This window comes from Thalassospira sp. UBA848, from assembly GCF_002295455.1.
Classification (GTDB): Bacteria; Pseudomonadota; Alphaproteobacteria; order Rhodospirillales; family Thalassospiraceae; genus Thalassospira.
Window position 1 is genome coordinate 1 of record NZ_DBGS01000081.1, and the last position, 16487, is coordinate 16487.

Below are 16487 nucleotides of genomic sequence, written 5' to 3' on the forward strand. Positions count from 1 at the left end.
CCGTCGTAAGAACGCAATTGCACGTGTCTGGATCAAACCGGGCTCGGGTAAAGTCACCGTCAATGGCCGCGAATTCGAAGAGTACTTCGCACGTCCGGTTCTGCGCATGGTGATCAACCAGCCGTTCGGCGCAACCGATCGCAAAGATCAGTTCGACGTTGTCTGCACCGTAACCGGTGGCGGTCTTTCCGGTCAGGCCGGTGCCGTTCGTCACGGTATCTCCCGTGCGCTGACCATGTTCGAGCCGGCACTGCGTCCGTCACTCAAAGCTGGTGGGTTCCTCACCCGTGACTCGCGTGCTGTTGAACGTAAAAAATACGGTCGCGCCAAAGCTCGTCGTAGCTTCCAGTTCTCGAAACGTTAAGTCGTTTTCGGGCACAAGGCTGGCGATACTGTTTGGAAAAGCGTCACCTTCGGGTGGCGCTTTTTCTTTTTGCGGTTTTGCTATCGGGCCGAGATTTGCATTTCAGATAAAAAAGCGGCGTCCTTACGATGAGCGACGCCGCTTTTTTGTTTCGTATCAAGACGTGTCTGTTGCCTATTGCCAGCGGTCCGAGAAATCGCGCGGGATCATCAGGATATCGTGATCGACCTTGGTGATGTCGGTATGCCCGCAAAGCGCCATGGAAACTTCAAGCTCCTTGTGAATGAGCTCCAGCGTTTTGGTCACACCCGCTTCACCCATCGCACCCAGGCCATAGACATATGCGCGGCCGATATAGGTTCCCTTGGCACCAAGCGCCAGGGCCTTCAACACGTCCTGGCCAGAACGGATCCCGCTATCAAGATGGACTTCGATCTTGTCCCCGACGGCATCCATGATTGCCGGGAGTGCGCGAATAGAGGACAGGGCACCATCAAGCTGGCGTCCGCCATGGTTGGAAACGATGATGGCATCTGCGCCGACATTCAGCGCCTCGAGCGCATCGCGCGGATCCATGATCCCCTTGATGATCAGCGGCCCGTCCCACATCTTGCGGAATTCGCGAATACGATTCCAATCAAGCGACACATCAAACGCTTCGGCGGTCCAGGTGCTCAGCGATGACGCGTCGGCAACACCCTTGGCATGGCCGACAATGTTGCCAAAGAAGCGCCGCTTGGTGCCAAGCATGCCAAGGCCCCATTGTACCTTGGTCATCATGTTGGTGACCGATTTGAACGTCAGCTTGGGCGGGGCGGACAGGCCGTTTTTGAGATCCTTGTGGCGCTGGCCCAGCATCTGAAGATCGACCGTGATGACCGCCGCCGAACATTTGGCGGCTTTGGCGCGGTCAAACAGGCGCTGCATGAAGTCATCGTCTTTGAGCGTGTAGACTTGCAACCAGAATGGCTTGGAAGTGTTTTCGGCGACGTCCTCGATCGAGCAGATCGACATGGTCGACAGCGTGTAGGGGACGCCGAACTTCTCTGCGGCGCGGGCGGCCTTGATCTCGCCATCAGCACTTTGCATGCCGGTCAGTCCGACCGGGGCAAGGGCCACGGGCATGCTCACATCCTGACCGATCATCTGGCTTTTGGTGGAGCGCCCGGCCATGTCGATTGCGACGCGCTGACGCAGGTGAATTTCCTGAAAATCCGTGGTGTTTTCACGGAATGTCTGCTCGGTCCAGCTTCCGGATTCTGCGTAATCATAAAACATCCGCGGTGTGCGCCGTTTATAGATACGTTTCAGGTCTTCGACGCAGGTAATCACTGGCATGAGCTCAACTCCGAATAAAATGTGCCTTGTATTGGTAATACCAGTTTCCGACATCGCAGCAAACCGAATTGAGGTTCAGTTTTTGATTTGTGATTATCGGCTGCCAGAATTCGGGCGATGTTGTTGTCACCAAAGAATTTTAAAAAAGAGGGATCGAAAATTCGCAACGGTGTGATAATAACACTCCTCTGACGCGATAATTTTCTGAATTTAAGGTGTGATCCAATGGTTGGAACGATGCGACGAGTTTTCAAAACATAACTGTTTGAACCTCTGTTGGATGACCTTGTGATGTGTGAAGGGCCGCTAATGGAGCGGTCTTTTTTTATGCCAATTTGATTGGTTGGCAATGATCTGAACCCCAAAGAAAGGGACCCCTGATATGCAGTACAGAAAGCTGCACGACGCCGATTTTGATGCCGCAACCGCATTCCTTGCCAATCATGCTGCGACTTGCATGGTGCTGCGCGGGAACCTGCGCACTGCCGGTATCGAACGACGTCGTCATCCGCTTTCTGGAAACTGGTTCGGGGAAGTTGCCAGCGATGGCAGCATCAGTGCGATTGTTGCGCAGTTTGCCAATGGCAATGTTTTTGTCGAGGCGGGGGGGCAAGATACGGTTCCGGCTGCTTTGACAGAGGCATTTGTGTCTGATCCGCTTAAACCGGTGGCGGGCGTATTTGGTGATGCTGCCCCGGCGCAAGACATGCTGTGCCAACTTGGGTTAAAGGATGCTTCCTATGCGATCAATGCATCGGATGCGCTTTACGAGCTTGATCTGGAAAGCCTGATCGTGCCGCAAAATGCACGTGCTGATGATTTTCAGATGGTCGATGCGGAAAAGATCGAACGCAATACCTTGCTGCGCTGGTTGCGCGCCTATGAGATCGAGGCCTTGGGGGCGGCAGACACCCCAAGCCTGGACAGCAAGATCGCCTCACGCCTTGTCCATGCGCTTGATGCACGGACGATGTGGGGGCTGATCGTTGATGGCAAGGCAGTGTCGCTTTCAGGCTTCAACGCAACCTTGCCCGATATGGTCCAGGTTGGCCCGGTATGGACGCCGCCAGAAGAACGTTCAAACGGGTATGCCCGTATTCTGGTAGCCAAGACGCTTCTGGCTGTGCGTGCCCGTGGCGTTAAGCGCGCCATCCTCTCAACCGATAGCGAAGCTGCCGCAAAGGCCTATGAAGCGCTTGGTTTTAAAAAGGTCGGGCGCTATAGGTTGGCGCTTTTGCGCGCGGGGTGATTGGCAGATTCATTCGGTAGTCGCCCGTCTGTGAGAATCTCCCGCGCACTCAGGTGTTTGAAAAAGGGGGGGGATTTAGTTTGTGATGCTAATTCGGCTGAGGAGCCGGTCCTCATTAGTCGAGTTAGCTTCATCCCAAGTTTCGGCAGAACAAAACGACCATATTGCAATTTGTTGAGTTAACTCTTGTTGATTTTTATGATCGGTGGAACGACCAGATTATCGGTTTGCGACCATTCTCGATGATGGAAATCAAGGTCCATATCAAAGTTGCTGTAGTTGAACGGAATAGGGCAGTTTTCGCCGCTAATTGTGCTCTCCAACCTATCGACACATGCCTGAATTGACATATGGTCACGTATAAAGTCTGACCGTTCTTGCAGGGCTGCGGTATCGGGGCCATTATCAATGAAATCGGAAACCCGCTCACGCAGGTCTTCCATTGATGGAGACAGGAATTCGTCTCCATACATGCCTTCGCTTATTCGGTGTCCGAAAATAGGTAACCCGAGGCTCATGGCGTTAACGACAGAAGAGCCGCCACCTTCAGGGAAGCTATCAATATACGCGATTGCATTCGCCATGAGGGCAAGCGTTGTCTGCCGTTCTGTTGGTCCAAGGACTGATAGGTTCCTGCGTGCGGCGTCAGATAGCTTATGAAAAGAGGGCGCATCCCCTGGCCCGACAATCAGTAGTTGCTGTTGTTTTTGCCCACACAGGAACTCGACAAAGTCGATGAATTGGGTGTCGCTGTTCAGGCGATATTTGTTCCGAGTGCCTACCGAAACGAAATATGAGCCTTCGGGTTTCAGGTTATCGAGGTTCAGCGCGTTTAGGGTTGCTCGATCAACGGTTGCTGCGGGAATACCAAGAAATGACTGGGACTTTGGCGAGCGGTATTTCGCGGTGGAAAGCCAACTGGCAGCTGTTATCTCGAGAACCGCCGAGCACTGTGCGGGTCCGTAGCTAAAGTGGATGTTGGCATGGTTGACAAAAAAACATGGAATTCCGTTTTGTTCCGCGAGCATTGCCGCCAGCGTTGCGACGATGTCATCTGGGTTAATATGTAAGACAACGGCTTTGCTTTGCAGAAACTGCTTTGAGAGTTCCAGTAGTTGCGGAAGTCCATTATCGGGAAATGACTTAAGCGTAATCCCAGCCAGCTTTATCTCTTCAATGACTTTTGGCGTTGCTCGCTTGGTTATGAAGAGCTCAACTTCCCGGCCACGGGCCTTTTGTTCCTTTACGATATTAAGGCACAGTGGGGTGTGGCCGCCTGTATCATGCCCCTCAGATATGACGTGCGTGATCTTTGTCGGGTTTTCAGCGCGCCTGAGGTCTTTCAAATAAGGCTGAGCGAATTGAAAAATATGGTTTTCGACAGCTTTGTTTTCCCAACGATCCGTCAAGTTGAACCAATGAAAGTGACCATATTGCTGCGCGATCTTAAGTAGTTGGGATATGTCCTTTGATGCAAGCATCGCCTGCATTAATGTGCCATCAATCTTTTTGATCAGCAGATTTTTTTGATCTGACGCCACCACTGTTTTCTCCCAAGCATACATTATTGTCGGATTTCGGCTTACTCGCCAAATTCACGGATTGCCGAAGTTACCAGATCACACTGTTCTGGTGATAGGTGCGGACCGATGGGCAGGCTCAGCACTTGCTCAGCTATGATCTCGGTTTGGGATAGATTGTAGGCGTCAAAAGCTCTGTCCGAGTATGCCAATTGCTTGTGAGGCGGAATTGGGTAGTGGATCAAGGTGCCGATACCCATTGTATCCAGATGTTTTTGAAGTGCGTTACGGTTTTGATGCCTTATGACAAACAGGTGCCATACGCTTTCCGCCCAATCCGGGGTGAACGGAAGAAGCAGTGACGTCTGACTCAATGCGCCGATGTAACAGTTTGCAAGTTCTTTGCGGTGACTGTTCCACTGATCAATGTAGCGGAGTTTGACATCCAGGAAAGCAGCTTGGATAGGGTCCAGGCGGCTATTGTGTCCAAGGATTTCATGACGGTATTTCTCCTTCGAGCCATAGTTTCTGAGCATCAGTAACTTATCGGCAAGAGCATCATTATTTGTTGTAATAGCACCTGCATCACCAAAGGCACCCAGATTCTTGCCCGGATAAAAACTCCATGCTGCGGCGTCACCAATTGACCCGACCTTGCGTCCCGTGTACTTCGCGCCATGCGCTTGGGCGGCATCTTCTATGACGCGGATATCATATCGCGCCGCAATTTCCACAATTGGCGTCATGTCCGCTGGTTGACCATAAAGGTGAACCGGAATGATAGCCTTTGTTTTACTGGTTATCGCAGACTCAATATGGTCTGGGTTCAAGTTATAGGTGCGTTCATGGACTTCAACAGGGATAGGCGTCGCACCGACGTTGGATACGGCAAGCCAGGTGGCCATGAATGTATGCGAAGGGACAATAACTTCGTCACCGGGGCCTATATCAAAACCCTGAAGGATCAGGGTCAAAGCATCCAGTCCATTGGCAACCCCGAAACAATGGGATGCTTCGCAATATCGGGCAAAGTTGTTTTCAAAATTTGAGACTGTTTCGCCGAGTATGTATGAACCTGAACGCATTACGCGTTGGTATGCATCATCCAGTTCAGTGCGAAGTTCCAGATATGTTTGGCTTGGATCAAGGAACGGCACGCTCATTGAGCGGTTTCCAGCGATTGCAAGTACGTTTGATAGTCTCTGTGGTAATCGCCTTCGTCATAAAGGTTGGAAGCTAATACCATGCAGACCGATCCAGAAGAAAAATTGTCCAGTTCTCGCCATATCATCGGGCAGATATAAAGGCCCTGATAAGAGCGGTTCAGGTGAAAGCGTTGTTTCTCGTTGCCGTCGTCGATTAGGATGTCAAAGCTTCCTGACATGGCAACGATAAGCTGATGCAGCTTTTTGTGGGCATGCCCACCCCGGGTGGCGCCTCCGGGGACGTCATAGAGGTAGTAAACGCGCTGAATATCAAACGGAATATGATTGCTGCCCTCAACGAATGTCAGGTTTCCTTGCGCATTCGAGATTTTAGGCAATTCAATGATCTTGCAGTTATGAATACTCATTCTGGATCGGGGCCCCGGTTGCGGTCGGTTGCAGACTATTAGTACCAGTATGCCGCTTCAATCGTCTAGCTTTAGTAAACCAAGTTGGCTTTTCCTTTTTCAGGCTTTCAAGCCAGTGTGGCGGTTCAGTATCATGCTGTATTAATTGCATTTTCAATAGCAATGGCAAAAACTTAACGATTAATTTTAAGCTTCGGTGTAACAATTAAAATCGAAGTTTTGCCGAAGTTTGACGGAGGTCGGGTCATGACGACAATTCTTCTCGGCGCAGCCGGGACAGGTACGTCGTTTGCTATCGCAAGCCGAATTCGCGCGGTTTGGGGCGATGAAGTCCGAATTGTCTCTATGGATATCAATCCACCAGAGTTGGTAACCACTTCGGTGCTCTCTGATGCATTCATTCAGGCTCCGTTTGCGGGTAGTCCCGAATATGAAAATTGCATTCGTAGTATTTTATCGTCGGAAGATATCGATATTTTTGCCCCGATATTGAACGACGAACATCTTGCCGCGCAACGTATAGTTGGTGATTTGAATTTCGGAAATCTGGATGTGTGGAGTTCAGAGCTATACGCTAAATGCACGGATAAAGGCTATGCCGATCAGTTTCTAAGAAATATCGGTGTACCGACCCCGAACAGCATTGATTTCTTGCAGTCCGAGCCAGATAGGGTTTGCTTTATCAAGCCACGCAACGGATTTGGCAGTAAAGGCGCGCGCAAAATCTCTGTTGATGAGCTAGGCGAACTTTCGAAATCAGAATTGGAAGGCCTGATTGTTCAGGAAGTCTGTGATGGTCCCGAGGTCACAGTAGATAGTTTTTATGATGTTCGAGCAGACGCGTCATTTGCGTATTGCCGTGAACGGATTGAGACGAAGTCGGGCGTGTGTACAAAAGCGCGCGTGTTCTTTGATCCTGAACTTGCTGCGATCGCCAGGAAAATCGGCAAGGGTTTGAAGCAGCGCGGCACAATCTGTTTTCAGGCTATGAAAGGTCAAGGCGGTTGGGTGATAACGGACCTGAACGTCAGGTCAGGCGCTGGAACGGCAATCACATGTAGTGCAGGATTTGATGTGCTGGCGGCGGCATTCGCTTGTCGGACGGGTCAGGATTACAGCCGCTTTGTTCGCCAAATTGATGAAAACGAAGAGTTCATTGTGACCAGGCAATATGCCGAATTCGTAATGGCACATCGTCGATGATTTTTGCATTCGATCTTGATGGCACCCTCATAACCGCGCGCCAGCGACAGATGACACTTTTGCAAGCGATTGCAAGAAGCTTTGACGTCAAACTTGATAGCCGTGCCATATGGCATCAGAAACGTGAAGGTTTGTCGACGCAGAAAGCATTGGAGGACGCCGGGCTCAGCCGAGGAAAGGCAACCAAGATTGCATACGCGTGGCTACAGAATATCGAGGCACCATTCTGGTTAAGCCTCGATACACTTTTTCCCGATACGGTGGACGTACTTGAAAGTTTTCGTGGGAGCGGCGGTAAACTGATTTTGCTTACTGCGCGGCAAAACAGACTTCTGCTTCTACAGCAGCTTTTGCGCCTAGGGATCGGCAAGTGCTTTGATGATATAGAATGTGTGTCGCCTTTTGCTGCAGTCGATGAGAAGGCTGGCGTGCTATCCAGTCAAGACGTCGACTGTTTTGTTGGTGATAGTGAAACAGATTTTCGTGCCGCCAAAATGGCTAGGGTGCCTTTTTACGCCGTTTCCACAGGGCAACGATCATCGACGTTTCTTGCCGCTCAGGGGATAGCAAATATACATGGCTCGTTGCCTGAGGTTAGAGAGAACATTTTCGCGACCCGCCTTGAATGAATACGATTTGAGCGCATCAGAGGAGATCCGCTATGGATGCCGAGGAAAAAAGCAGGCTAGAGCACATCGCAAACAACTCCTTGTACGACAAAGGGGCAAACGCTGCGACAATCCACTACGAGTTCGAGGTGTTTCGCAGGTTTGTGTTGCCGGGCAGCATTCTTGAAATGGGACCGGCCGAAGGTTTGATGACGGGGCATCTGGTAGAGCTTGGACAAGAAGTTGTTTGTGTGGATGGATCAGAATTTTTCAGCCAGCGTTTGAAGGAAAAGTACCCGTCTGTAGAGGTCATTACGTCCCTTTTTGAGGACTTTGAGGCTGATCGCAAGTTTGACAACATCGTTTTGGGTCATGTCCTTGAACATGTAGATGATCCCGTGCAAATCCTCAAAGTTGCCAAGAAGTTCCTGGCGCCGAACGGCATTTTGTTTGCCGCTGTCCCGAATGCACGATCCCTTCACCGTCAGGCTGGAGTCATTATGGGACTCTTGCAGGCTGAGGACGAGTTGAACGAACTCGATAAACATCATGGCCATCGTCGCGTTTTTAATCCGGAAAGCTTCCGCCAGGCATTCTATCAGTCTGGCTATAACATCGATTATTTTGGCGGGTATTGGATGAAACCTGTTGCCAATAGCCAAATTGAAGCGAATTGGACCCCGGAAATGCTCGAAGCCTTTATGAAGCTTGGTGAGCGGTATCCCGACATCGCCGGCGAAATTTATGTCGTGGCATCCAATAAATAAATCCTCCCAACTCGTGGAAACTCTTTTATGACCAGTCCTACTGCCTACAACATCTGCATTGTCCAACCCCCGAACTACATTCATTCGCTTGCATTTGCAGAGTTGGCTGAGCTTCTGATGTATTCGATCCGCGAGGCAGGACATCCAGCGCAGATCCAGACCAATCAGTTTGTGCAAGGGGGGATAAACGTTATTGTCGGGGCGCATCTGCTTGATATTTCGGCGATGCGTGCAGTGCCGCAAGGGACTGTGATCCTTAATACAGAGCAGCTGACGGGCGTTGGTGAGAAGTGGCGTGATCAGTTGACGGGGTGGTTCCAGTCCGGACTGGAGGTCTGGGATTACAGCCCAGCCAATATCGATGTCATCAAGGCGCTTGGTGTGGATAACGTGCGCTATCTGCCGATCGGCTATCAGAAAGAGCTCCAGCGTATCGACATTACTGCTGACCAGGACGTTGATGTTTTGTTTTATGGGTCGGTCAATGAACGCCGGCGCGAAATTTTCAATCAGATCGAAGCCAGGGGGCTCAAGCTTCAGGTTCTGATGGGCGTTTATGGCAAGGATCGTGATCAGTGGATTGCGCGGTCGAAAGTTGTTCTGAACCACCATTACTACGAAAGTCAGATTTTTGAGATCGTCCGCGTATCCTATCTTTTGACCAACGCAAAGGCGGTGGTGGCCGAGGTTAACCCGGAAACGGTGATTGACGATCGGTTCCGCAAAGGGGTGGTTGATGTCCCCTATGCCGGGTTGGTTGATGCGGTGTGTGATCTGGTGGAAGATACCACCAAACGCAAGGCGCAGCAGCGTCGCGCGCTCAATAGCATCATCAAATATCCGCAAGTCGATTTCACCAAGCCACTCCTGGAATTCACGCATTAAGGCTGACCGACATGGCCCGAGCACACACGCGTTTGAAATTAACTGTGTGCCGTGCCGGTGCCTTGGCGGCACTTGTGTGCGTCATCACATTTGCGTCCGTGCGTCCTGTATTTGCTCAGGATCTTTCACAAGTTCTCTATCGCTTCGAAAATCGCGCGCTTACGCTTGGGCGTTATGGTGCGGTCGCAGTTTTTCAGGAGCGTCTTTTTGCGCGGGCGGGGAATTGTTCTGGCCAATCGGCCAGCAACTATGGCTCGGCCGATGGGATTGTCGGGGTGAAGACGCGTCAGGCCATTGTTGATCTTCAGCCGTGTTTGAATGCGTCTGTGCGGGCCGCCGTCGGGGCAGAGAGTTACGGGGCGATCACGGTCGGTCTTTGGCGGTTATTGATGCCAGCACAGTTACCGCCGCCCGATGCGATCACGCGGGCCAACCATCTGACTTTTGCGTTGGAAGGCACGGATTATGACGTGATCCAGTTCAATTTCTGTCAGTCAAAAAATCCCCGCAGCGGAAAGACCTTTCTGGAGGGAGACCCGTACTGCCACACCAATGATCCGCGTGCCTACCTGACATGGGGGCCGCGCGGGGCGACCGCCGGGGCAGGGGCGGAAATTCAGCAGATCCTGTTTGCGGCAGAACGGGCCAATCCGGGATTGCTGCAAAACGTGTTTGGCCCGTTTACCGAGGACATGCACAGGCTTGCCCTTGGCAATAATGACGCGGCCTTTGATGTGTTGTGTGCAATATGGGTCGATGACGCAAAACGTAACGCATTTAAAAAACGTTTTGCCGCCTATGGCGCAAGACCCGAAGTGCAGGCGGCCTATCATCGGGTCTATGACGCGGCCAATGCGGATGGCGGAAAAATAGCGCGATTTTTCAAACTGTATGCCGCCCTTAAACCAGTCATTGGACGCGATCCAAGCGAGATTGATCTGGCATTCTTTATCGACCGCGCAACCCATGGATCAGTGCCGCCGGGTGATATCAGTTCGCTTGTCGAAAGGATGACGAAATTTGCGACCCGCACACGCGATGTGCCAAGCCCGGGCACGCTTCGCAAGCAACTGGCCGCATGGTTGCCGACCCACCACAAATACAATGACCGACTGGCGCGTGATGCCATTTTTCTGATTGATGACGCGGATGTGGTGTTATCGGATGCCCATCGGCGCATGTGGTTGCAGCGGTCCGGATTGAAAGCCAGCGACTTCGGGCTTTCCGATGCGCGATACGTTGCAAGCTATCCCGTAGCAAGCCCAAGCGGATACGAGAAGATCGAGAAGTTTTACACCGTACGGCCCGAAGATGCGCGCGCCTGTCCGGACACAGTGCGCCGTGCGCGCAAGAAATAGGCTTTGATGACCTGCTGCCATGATCAGGCCGCATGGGAATGTTGCAGATTATCAGGGATATTTACCGCCTAATTGCTTGCATCTGCGGGTCTTGTTTGCCAACATCCGCGCGTTATCAATACCCGCTGTTTTGCGGGTGCCTAACTTGGAGCAAGATTTGATATGAGCGACGTTAAGGTCAAAGTCGGAATTCTCGGTGCCAGTGGCTATACCGGGGCGGAACTGGTTCGCATTCTTGCGCATCATCCAGCTTCGGAAATTACCCTGTTGACCGCAGACCGACGCGCCGGACGTCCGTTCGGGGAAGTTTTCCCGCATCTTGCCCATATTGATCTGCCAACCATGATCAAGATCGAGGACGCGGACTGGTCGACTGTGGACCTGATTTTCTGCGCGCTGCCGCATGGCACGACACAGGAGGTCATTGCCGGTTTGCCGAGCCATGTGAAGGTTGTTGATCTGTCAGCAGACTTCCGCCTGTTTGATCCGGCGACCTACAAGGAATGGTATGGCGCGGACCACGCGGCACAGGACCTGCAGAAGGAAGTGGCCTATGGCCTGACCGAACTGCACCGTGAAAAAATCAAGTCGGCCCGCGTGGTTGCCAATCCTGGGTGCTATCCGACCCCGGTGCAGCTGGCGCTGACACCGCTTCTTGAAGGCAAGATGGTGCATGCAGAAGACATCATTATTGATGCCAAATCCGGTGTGACCGGGGCAGGGCGTTCGCCCAAGGAAATGACCCTGTTTGCCGAAGTGACCGAAGGCATTCATGCCTATGGCACTGGCGGGCACCGCCACGCACCCGAAATCGAGCAGGGCCTTGCCTGGGCGAGTGGCAGTGATGTTGTGGTGAACTTTTCGCCGCATCTGATGCCGATGAGCCGCGGTATCCTGGAGTCCATCTATGTCAAAATGACCGATGGCACGACGCCCGAAGACATTCAGGCCGCCCTTGAAAAGCGTTACACGGACGAGCCGTTTGTCCGTATTCTGCCGTTTGGTGTTACCCCCCAGACCCGTCATGTGCGCGGTTCGAACTATGTCCTGATGGGGGTGGTCAAGGACCGTGTGCCGGGCCGTGTGATCATTGTTGCGGTTGAAGACAACCTTGTTAAAGGTGCATCTGGCCAGGCGGTTCAGAACATGAATGTCATGCTGGGGCTGCCTGAAACCATGGGCCTTGAGATCGAGCCGCTGTTCCCGTAACGGTGTGCGGCAAAGGCAAGTGCAAAGGGCGTCATTATCGAATGGCGCCCTTTTTTATTGCCTGCGCCCGGTGCTTGCTGGTCCGGCCAATCCGGCATGTGTTAGTTGAGCTCCCCCGTCGGGTTGATTTCGGCAAGATCGGCGGCTGGCCAGTATTCCTGATGCACGCGGGCGATGAAGCCTTCGGCATGGAGGTCGGTCATGATCTGGCTGATCTGGTCCAGTCGGGTCATAAGCGATGAGTTGCGCGATACAGCAAGATGAATATCGTTGCTATGATTGGTGCGATAGGGGGCCTTGGCGATGATATTGCCAAGACCGGCACGTCGAATTTGATAATCTGCATTGGCATCGGAACCGACCATCGCATCGACCCGTTTGGCCGCCAGCATCCTGAGCAAAAGGATTTCACTGTTGGCTTCGACTTTTTCAAGTCTGTCGTCACTGTCAAACGGTTCGAAATAGCGGGAATCCACCACAGCCCCCAAGGTGAGTTGATAGAGGTCTGAATAGGCGGAAATTGTCACCGGGTTCTTGCGATTATAGTAGAAAACAGGGGTGACACGACTATAGGCCGGTTTGATGAAACGGGCATATGTGGCCCGTTCCTCGGTGTAGGCGATGCTGGTCATGATATCGATATCACCGGTTTCAAGCATCTTCAGGCACCGCCGCCACGGGCAAGTCTGGGGTTGCAATTCAAGACCAAGACGCTTGGCCACCTCGGTCATGATGGCGCGATCAATACCGTGCTGTTTGCCGTTGCGGTCTTCGATCGCAAACGGTTCCCAAACCGAGAACGTCACGCGCAACACCCCGCGGGCATGATCGTGGTTTTCGCTAAGCATATGGCCATGCGAAACGGTGGAAAGCAGACATAAGACAAGGGCAAAAGCCGATATTGTGCAACCGCGCAACCAGTTGCTTGTCAGGCCTTTGACATTGATGCGCGCCTTTGTGGGCGATGGCATGAGCATCTTTCTTTTCGATGAGTTTCCTTTTTGACATGTTAGGCCTTAAACTTGAAAATCAAGATGCGCTGCGTCTTCCGGCGTCGTGGACGCATCCCCGAACTGTTGAATTTGAAAGGTCCCATCATCATGCGTTTGTCCTATCGCGGGGTAAAACCCACCATTGATGAAACCGCATTTATTGCCCCGAACGCGACCATCATTGGGGATGTTGAAATCGGGGCAGAGACGGGTATCTGGTTTGGATGTGTAGTTCGTGGCGATGTGCATGAAATCCGCATCGGTTCGCGTACCAATATTCAGGACCTGACCATGGTACATGTCGCCAAGGGGAAGTTTGGTACCTATATCGGCGATGACGTCACCATCGGGCATTCGGCCATCATTCATGCCTGTACGCTGGAAGATCGAAGCTTTGTCGGTATGGGCGCGACCGTCATGGATGGTTGCGTGATCGAGCAGGGCGGAATGCTTGGTGCCAATGCGCTTCTGGCTCCGGGAAAACGTATTCCGGCGGGCGAGCTTTGGGCCGGTGTGCCAGCACGCAAAGTGCGCGACCTGACGCAGGAAGAAATCGAGTTCTTCAAGGTTTCTGCGGATCGCTATGCTGATCTGGCGCAGGAATATGTCAAATCAATCCCCGAGGATCTGGCGTAACCGTCATTCGGGCCCGTCACAAAAATCAAACCATCTGCAACAGCCTGAGAAGGCTTTCACCGCAGAATGTTTTCAGGCATCATCATATCGTATGAGGGGAAGATCACGTCTTGTCTGATGAATAAAGTTCGATAGACACACCCACGAAAAACGCAAGAAAACGACCAAAAATCAGGTGTGCAGATCAGAAACTGGGTGCGGGGATTAACCATATGACTGCCTGGCGTTTTGTGCCATGCGCCGTCGTCTGTTTGTTTGTTCTGTTGCTTTGGGGGATGCAGTCAGGACAGGCAAAGCCAATGGATGACTGTTCGCGACCGTTGCTTGTTCGCGCGTCGGAAACATACAGCCCGTTCAGTATGAAGGATGAAAACGGTTTCGCTGTTGGAATCGACAACGCCTTTATTTCCAAGGTTTTGAAATCAGTTGGCTGTGATGTTCGGTTTGCCTTCATGCCATGGAAACGTTCGCTTTATGCAGTAAAGCAGGGAAATGTCGATATTCTGCCATCGGCTTCCCTTACCGCGGAGCGGGCAGAGTACGGTTTGTTTTCCGTTCCCTACCGAGATGACGTGATCGGTTTTGTCGTCCGTAACGGCGATGCCGGGCGTATTGGGCTTTCCAGTCTGAAAGATGTGATCGCACAGGGCCTTGTGATCGGACATGTGCGGGGGGCTTATCGCGGCGAGGCGTTCGAGAACTTCATGAACAGTCCCGAAGGGGCAAAGCATGTCAGCGACGTGCCGCTTGGTCCGCATGGGCTGCAATTGCTGTTAGCCAACCGGGTGGATTTGCTGCTGGGGATACCAGCGGCCTATGTTGCACAGGCCGAACAGCAAGGGCATGGACATAGTGTGGAGGGGCATCCCTTCATTCTGGCGCGTGAACCGGTGCGTCTGATGTTTTCGGCAAAAACCATCGCCCCGGAACTGGCGCGCAAGATCAGTGACGCGATCCTAAGAGAAACCCAAACCGCAGAATACAAGGCTTTGTATGGCAACCAGGGTGTTGACCTGAACTAGGTATGGCAACCTGGTTTCGGGATATTGATGCAAGCGTTGACTTTCATCAAGGCAGAGGGCAACTGTGTAGGTGTAAATGAATAGCGTTCGCGATTGAGTGTTCTGCGCTCCGCATTCCTGGACCTGTTGAAGTAAAGTATTGCCGATGTCCTGTATGATCCGTTCTTCGTTGCGTTTTGCCGTTCTGGTTGCCGTGTTTGGTGGGGGGATGGCAGCACCTGCGGTGGCCGAAGAAGATGCGTCCGCGATGTTGCGTCGCTTGGCTGTTGATGCGCAAAACCACAGTGCAGAGGTTTCTGAAATTGCGGTGGCATCGGCAAAGGAGACGCCTTTCGCCAATCTGGCCCAGCTGGGCGAGGCGCTTTATTTCGATACAAACCTTTCAGACAATCGCACGATGTCGTGTGCGACATGTCATGATCCTTCGACGGCGTTTCGTGACCCCAGAATTGATGTCGCAGATGGGGCGTTTTCATTGGGGGATGATGGCAAAAGCCTTGGTGATCGCAATGCGCCGACCGCAAGTTATGCCAGGTTTTCCCCACCATTTCATGTCCGCGACGACGGTGTCGCTGTTGGCGGGCAGTTCTGGGATGGTCGGGCGATGGATCTGGCCGAGCAGGCCGGTGGTCCGCCGCTAAATCCGATTGAAATGGGCATGCCGGACAAGGCCAGTGTGGTGAAACGCCTGCGCGAGGACGAAGATTATGTTGCGGGCTTCCAGGCGCTGTTTGGCGATGATGTCTGGTCTGATAGCGATCAGGCATATGGCGCAATGACCAAGGCGATTGCGGCCTTTGAAGAAAGTGATCAGTTCGCACCGTTTGATAGCAAATATGACCGTTTTCTGCGCGGCGAATACAAGATGACGCCGCAGGAAGAGCTTGGTCGTGTCCTGTTCTTTTCGCAGCAATTTACCAATTGCAATACCTGCCACATGCTGAAAACCAGCCCGACGGCAGAGGGCGAGACCTTTACCAATTACGAGTTCCACAATATCGGCGTGCCGCGCAATGTTGCGACCCGTGATGCTACCGACAAGGATGTCGGTTTTACCGATAACGGGTTGCTGGACAATGCGGCCATCAAAGATCCGGCCTATCGCGGCAAATACAAAACCCCGTCACTTCGGAATGTTGCCGTGACGGGGCCCTATATGCATAACGGCGTCTTTGCGGACTTGGAAACCGTGGTCAGGTTTTATAACAAATATAACAGCAAGGCAGAGGTCAACCAGACCAACCCTGAAACTGGCAAGCCGTGGGGGGGAGCCGGAAGTCGCGGACACGATTTCGATCAAGGAGCTAGAGCAGGGCGATGCCCTTGATGACAAGCGCATTGATGCCATCGTGGCGTTCCTGAAAACGCTGACCGATGCGCGCTATGAGCCGTTGCTTGCCGATCAGGAAACGGCAAGCAACGACTAGTTGCTAGCGTTTGAGGGGTTCGATCACCGCACTTTGCGCCAGATCGCCCAAGCCTTCGGCCGTTGCATTTTCAAACACGCCATGCGCGGCCTGTCCCACCGGAAGGGTAAGGCCGTATTCCTTGGCCAGTAGCATGGCATAGCCTGCGTCTTTGGTGCGCAGGCCGGTTGTGAAATGAATGCCTTCGTTGTGGTTGCCGCCGATCAGACCCGGCAAAACCATCAGGCCGGTCGGACTTGCATTGGCACCAATTTCAAAAGTCTCGGTGACCTTGTTGCCATCCAGCCCGGCCTTTTGCGCAACAGCAACCAGTTCGGCGGCGGCGGCAATGTGAAC

The 16487-nt window shown here is 52.6% G+C and carries 17 protein-coding genes; 11 read left to right on the forward strand and 6 right to left on the reverse strand.

Annotated features, from left to right (window positions below):
• Positions 1-364 (forward strand): 30S ribosomal protein S9 (rpsI, locus tag B2R48_RS11550; protein ID WP_297000461.1); only part of this gene is annotated, 364 nt, incomplete at its 5' end.
• Positions 365-538: 174 nt separating this feature from the next.
• Here rpsI and B2R48_RS11555 read toward each other — a convergent pair.
• A complete protein-coding gene (locus tag B2R48_RS11555) occupies positions 539-1702 on the reverse strand; it encodes an alpha-hydroxy acid oxidase (protein WP_297000463.1) in 1164 nt (387 codons plus the stop codon).
• A 382-nt stretch (positions 1703-2084) separates the two neighbouring features.
• Here B2R48_RS11555 and B2R48_RS11560 point away from each other — a divergent pair, with 382 nt between their 5' ends.
• Positions 2085-2951, forward strand: coding sequence for a GNAT family N-acetyltransferase (locus tag B2R48_RS11560; protein ID WP_297000466.1), 867 nt, complete (start codon positions 2085-2087; stop codon positions 2949-2951).
• 179 nt (positions 2952-3130) lie between these two features.
• Here the strand turns inward: B2R48_RS11560 and B2R48_RS11565 are convergent, their stop codons facing one another.
• The 3 genes from B2R48_RS11565 to B2R48_RS11575 are packed head-to-tail and all read right to left on the reverse strand — an operon-like array spanning position 3131 to position 6044.
• Entirely contained in the window at positions 3131-4516 is a 1386-nt protein-coding gene (locus B2R48_RS11565) for a hypothetical protein (protein ID WP_297000470.1), read from the reverse strand.
• A 17-nt stretch (positions 4517-4533) separates the two neighbouring features.
• Positions 4534-5634, reverse strand: coding sequence for a DegT/DnrJ/EryC1/StrS family aminotransferase (locus B2R48_RS11570; RefSeq protein WP_297000474.1), 1101 nt, complete (start codon positions 5632-5634; stop codon positions 4534-4536).
• Complete coding sequence (locus tag B2R48_RS11575) at positions 5631-6044, reverse strand: sugar 3,4-ketoisomerase (RefSeq protein WP_297000476.1); 414 nt, start codon at positions 6042-6044, stop codon at positions 5631-5633. Before B2R48_RS11575 ends, B2R48_RS11570 begins: the two co-directional genes overlap by 4 nt.
• A 246-nt stretch (positions 6045-6290) precedes the next feature.
• Between B2R48_RS11575 and B2R48_RS11580 the strand changes: the two genes are divergently transcribed.
• The 6 genes from B2R48_RS11580 to argC all read left to right on the forward strand — a co-directional run bounded on the left by B2R48_RS11580 (position 6291) and on the right by argC (position 12074).
• Positions 6291-7247 (forward strand): ATP-grasp domain-containing protein, encoded by a 957-nt coding sequence (locus B2R48_RS11580; RefSeq protein ID WP_297000478.1) that lies wholly within the window; start codon positions 6291-6293, stop codon positions 7245-7247.
• The gene (locus tag B2R48_RS11585) at positions 7244-7876 is read left to right on the forward strand and encodes an HAD family hydrolase (protein ID WP_297000481.1); all 633 of its coding nucleotides are present in this window, start codon (positions 7244-7246) and stop codon (positions 7874-7876) included. The genes B2R48_RS11580 and B2R48_RS11585 overlap by 4 nt, the downstream gene beginning before the upstream one ends.
• A 32-nt stretch (positions 7877-7908) precedes the next feature.
• The gene (locus B2R48_RS11590; protein WP_297000484.1) at positions 7909-8622 is read left to right on the forward strand and encodes a class I SAM-dependent methyltransferase; all 714 of its coding nucleotides are present in this window, start codon (positions 7909-7911) and stop codon (positions 8620-8622) included.
• 27 nt (positions 8623-8649) lie between these two features.
• Positions 8650-9507, forward strand: a complete 858-nt coding sequence (locus B2R48_RS11595) for a hypothetical protein (protein ID WP_297000486.1) — start codon at positions 8650-8652, stop codon at positions 9505-9507.
• Between the two features lie 11 nt (positions 9508-9518).
• Positions 9519-10865: a hypothetical protein gene (locus B2R48_RS11600; RefSeq protein WP_297000489.1), complete on the forward strand. Its 1347-nt coding sequence runs from the start codon at positions 9519-9521 to the stop codon at positions 10863-10865.
• A gap of 162 nt (positions 10866-11027) precedes the next feature.
• Complete coding sequence (gene argC, locus B2R48_RS11605; RefSeq protein ID WP_297000491.1) at positions 11028-12074, forward strand: N-acetyl-gamma-glutamyl-phosphate reductase; 1047 nt, start codon at positions 11028-11030, stop codon at positions 12072-12074.
• Between the two features lie 101 nt (positions 12075-12175).
• Here the strand turns inward: argC and B2R48_RS11610 are convergent, their stop codons facing one another.
• Entirely contained in the window at positions 12176-13045 is an 870-nt protein-coding gene (locus B2R48_RS11610) for a substrate-binding periplasmic protein (RefSeq protein WP_297000494.1), read from the reverse strand.
• A 129-nt stretch (positions 13046-13174) separates the two neighbouring features.
• Between B2R48_RS11610 and B2R48_RS11615 the strand changes: the two genes are divergently transcribed.
• The 3 genes from B2R48_RS11615 (at position 13175) to B2R48_RS11625 (ending at position 16051) form a co-directional block, all read left to right on the forward strand.
• Positions 13175-13702 (forward strand): gamma carbonic anhydrase family protein, encoded by a 528-nt coding sequence (locus B2R48_RS11615; protein WP_114129847.1) that lies wholly within the window; start codon positions 13175-13177, stop codon positions 13700-13702.
• Between the two features lie 299 nt (positions 13703-14001).
• Complete coding sequence (locus B2R48_RS11620; RefSeq protein ID WP_297000501.1) at positions 14002-14724, forward strand: substrate-binding periplasmic protein; 723 nt, start codon at positions 14002-14004, stop codon at positions 14722-14724.
• Positions 14725-14878: 154 nt separating this feature from the next.
• Positions 14879-16051, forward strand: a complete 1173-nt coding sequence (locus B2R48_RS11625) for a cytochrome-c peroxidase (RefSeq protein ID WP_297000504.1) — start codon at positions 14879-14881, stop codon at positions 16049-16051.
• A gap of 103 nt (positions 16052-16154) precedes the next feature.
• Here B2R48_RS11625 and B2R48_RS11630 read toward each other — a convergent pair.
• A partial coding sequence (locus tag B2R48_RS11630) for an NAD-binding protein (RefSeq protein ID WP_297000507.1) occupies positions 16155-16487 on the reverse strand: 333 nt, incomplete at its 5' end.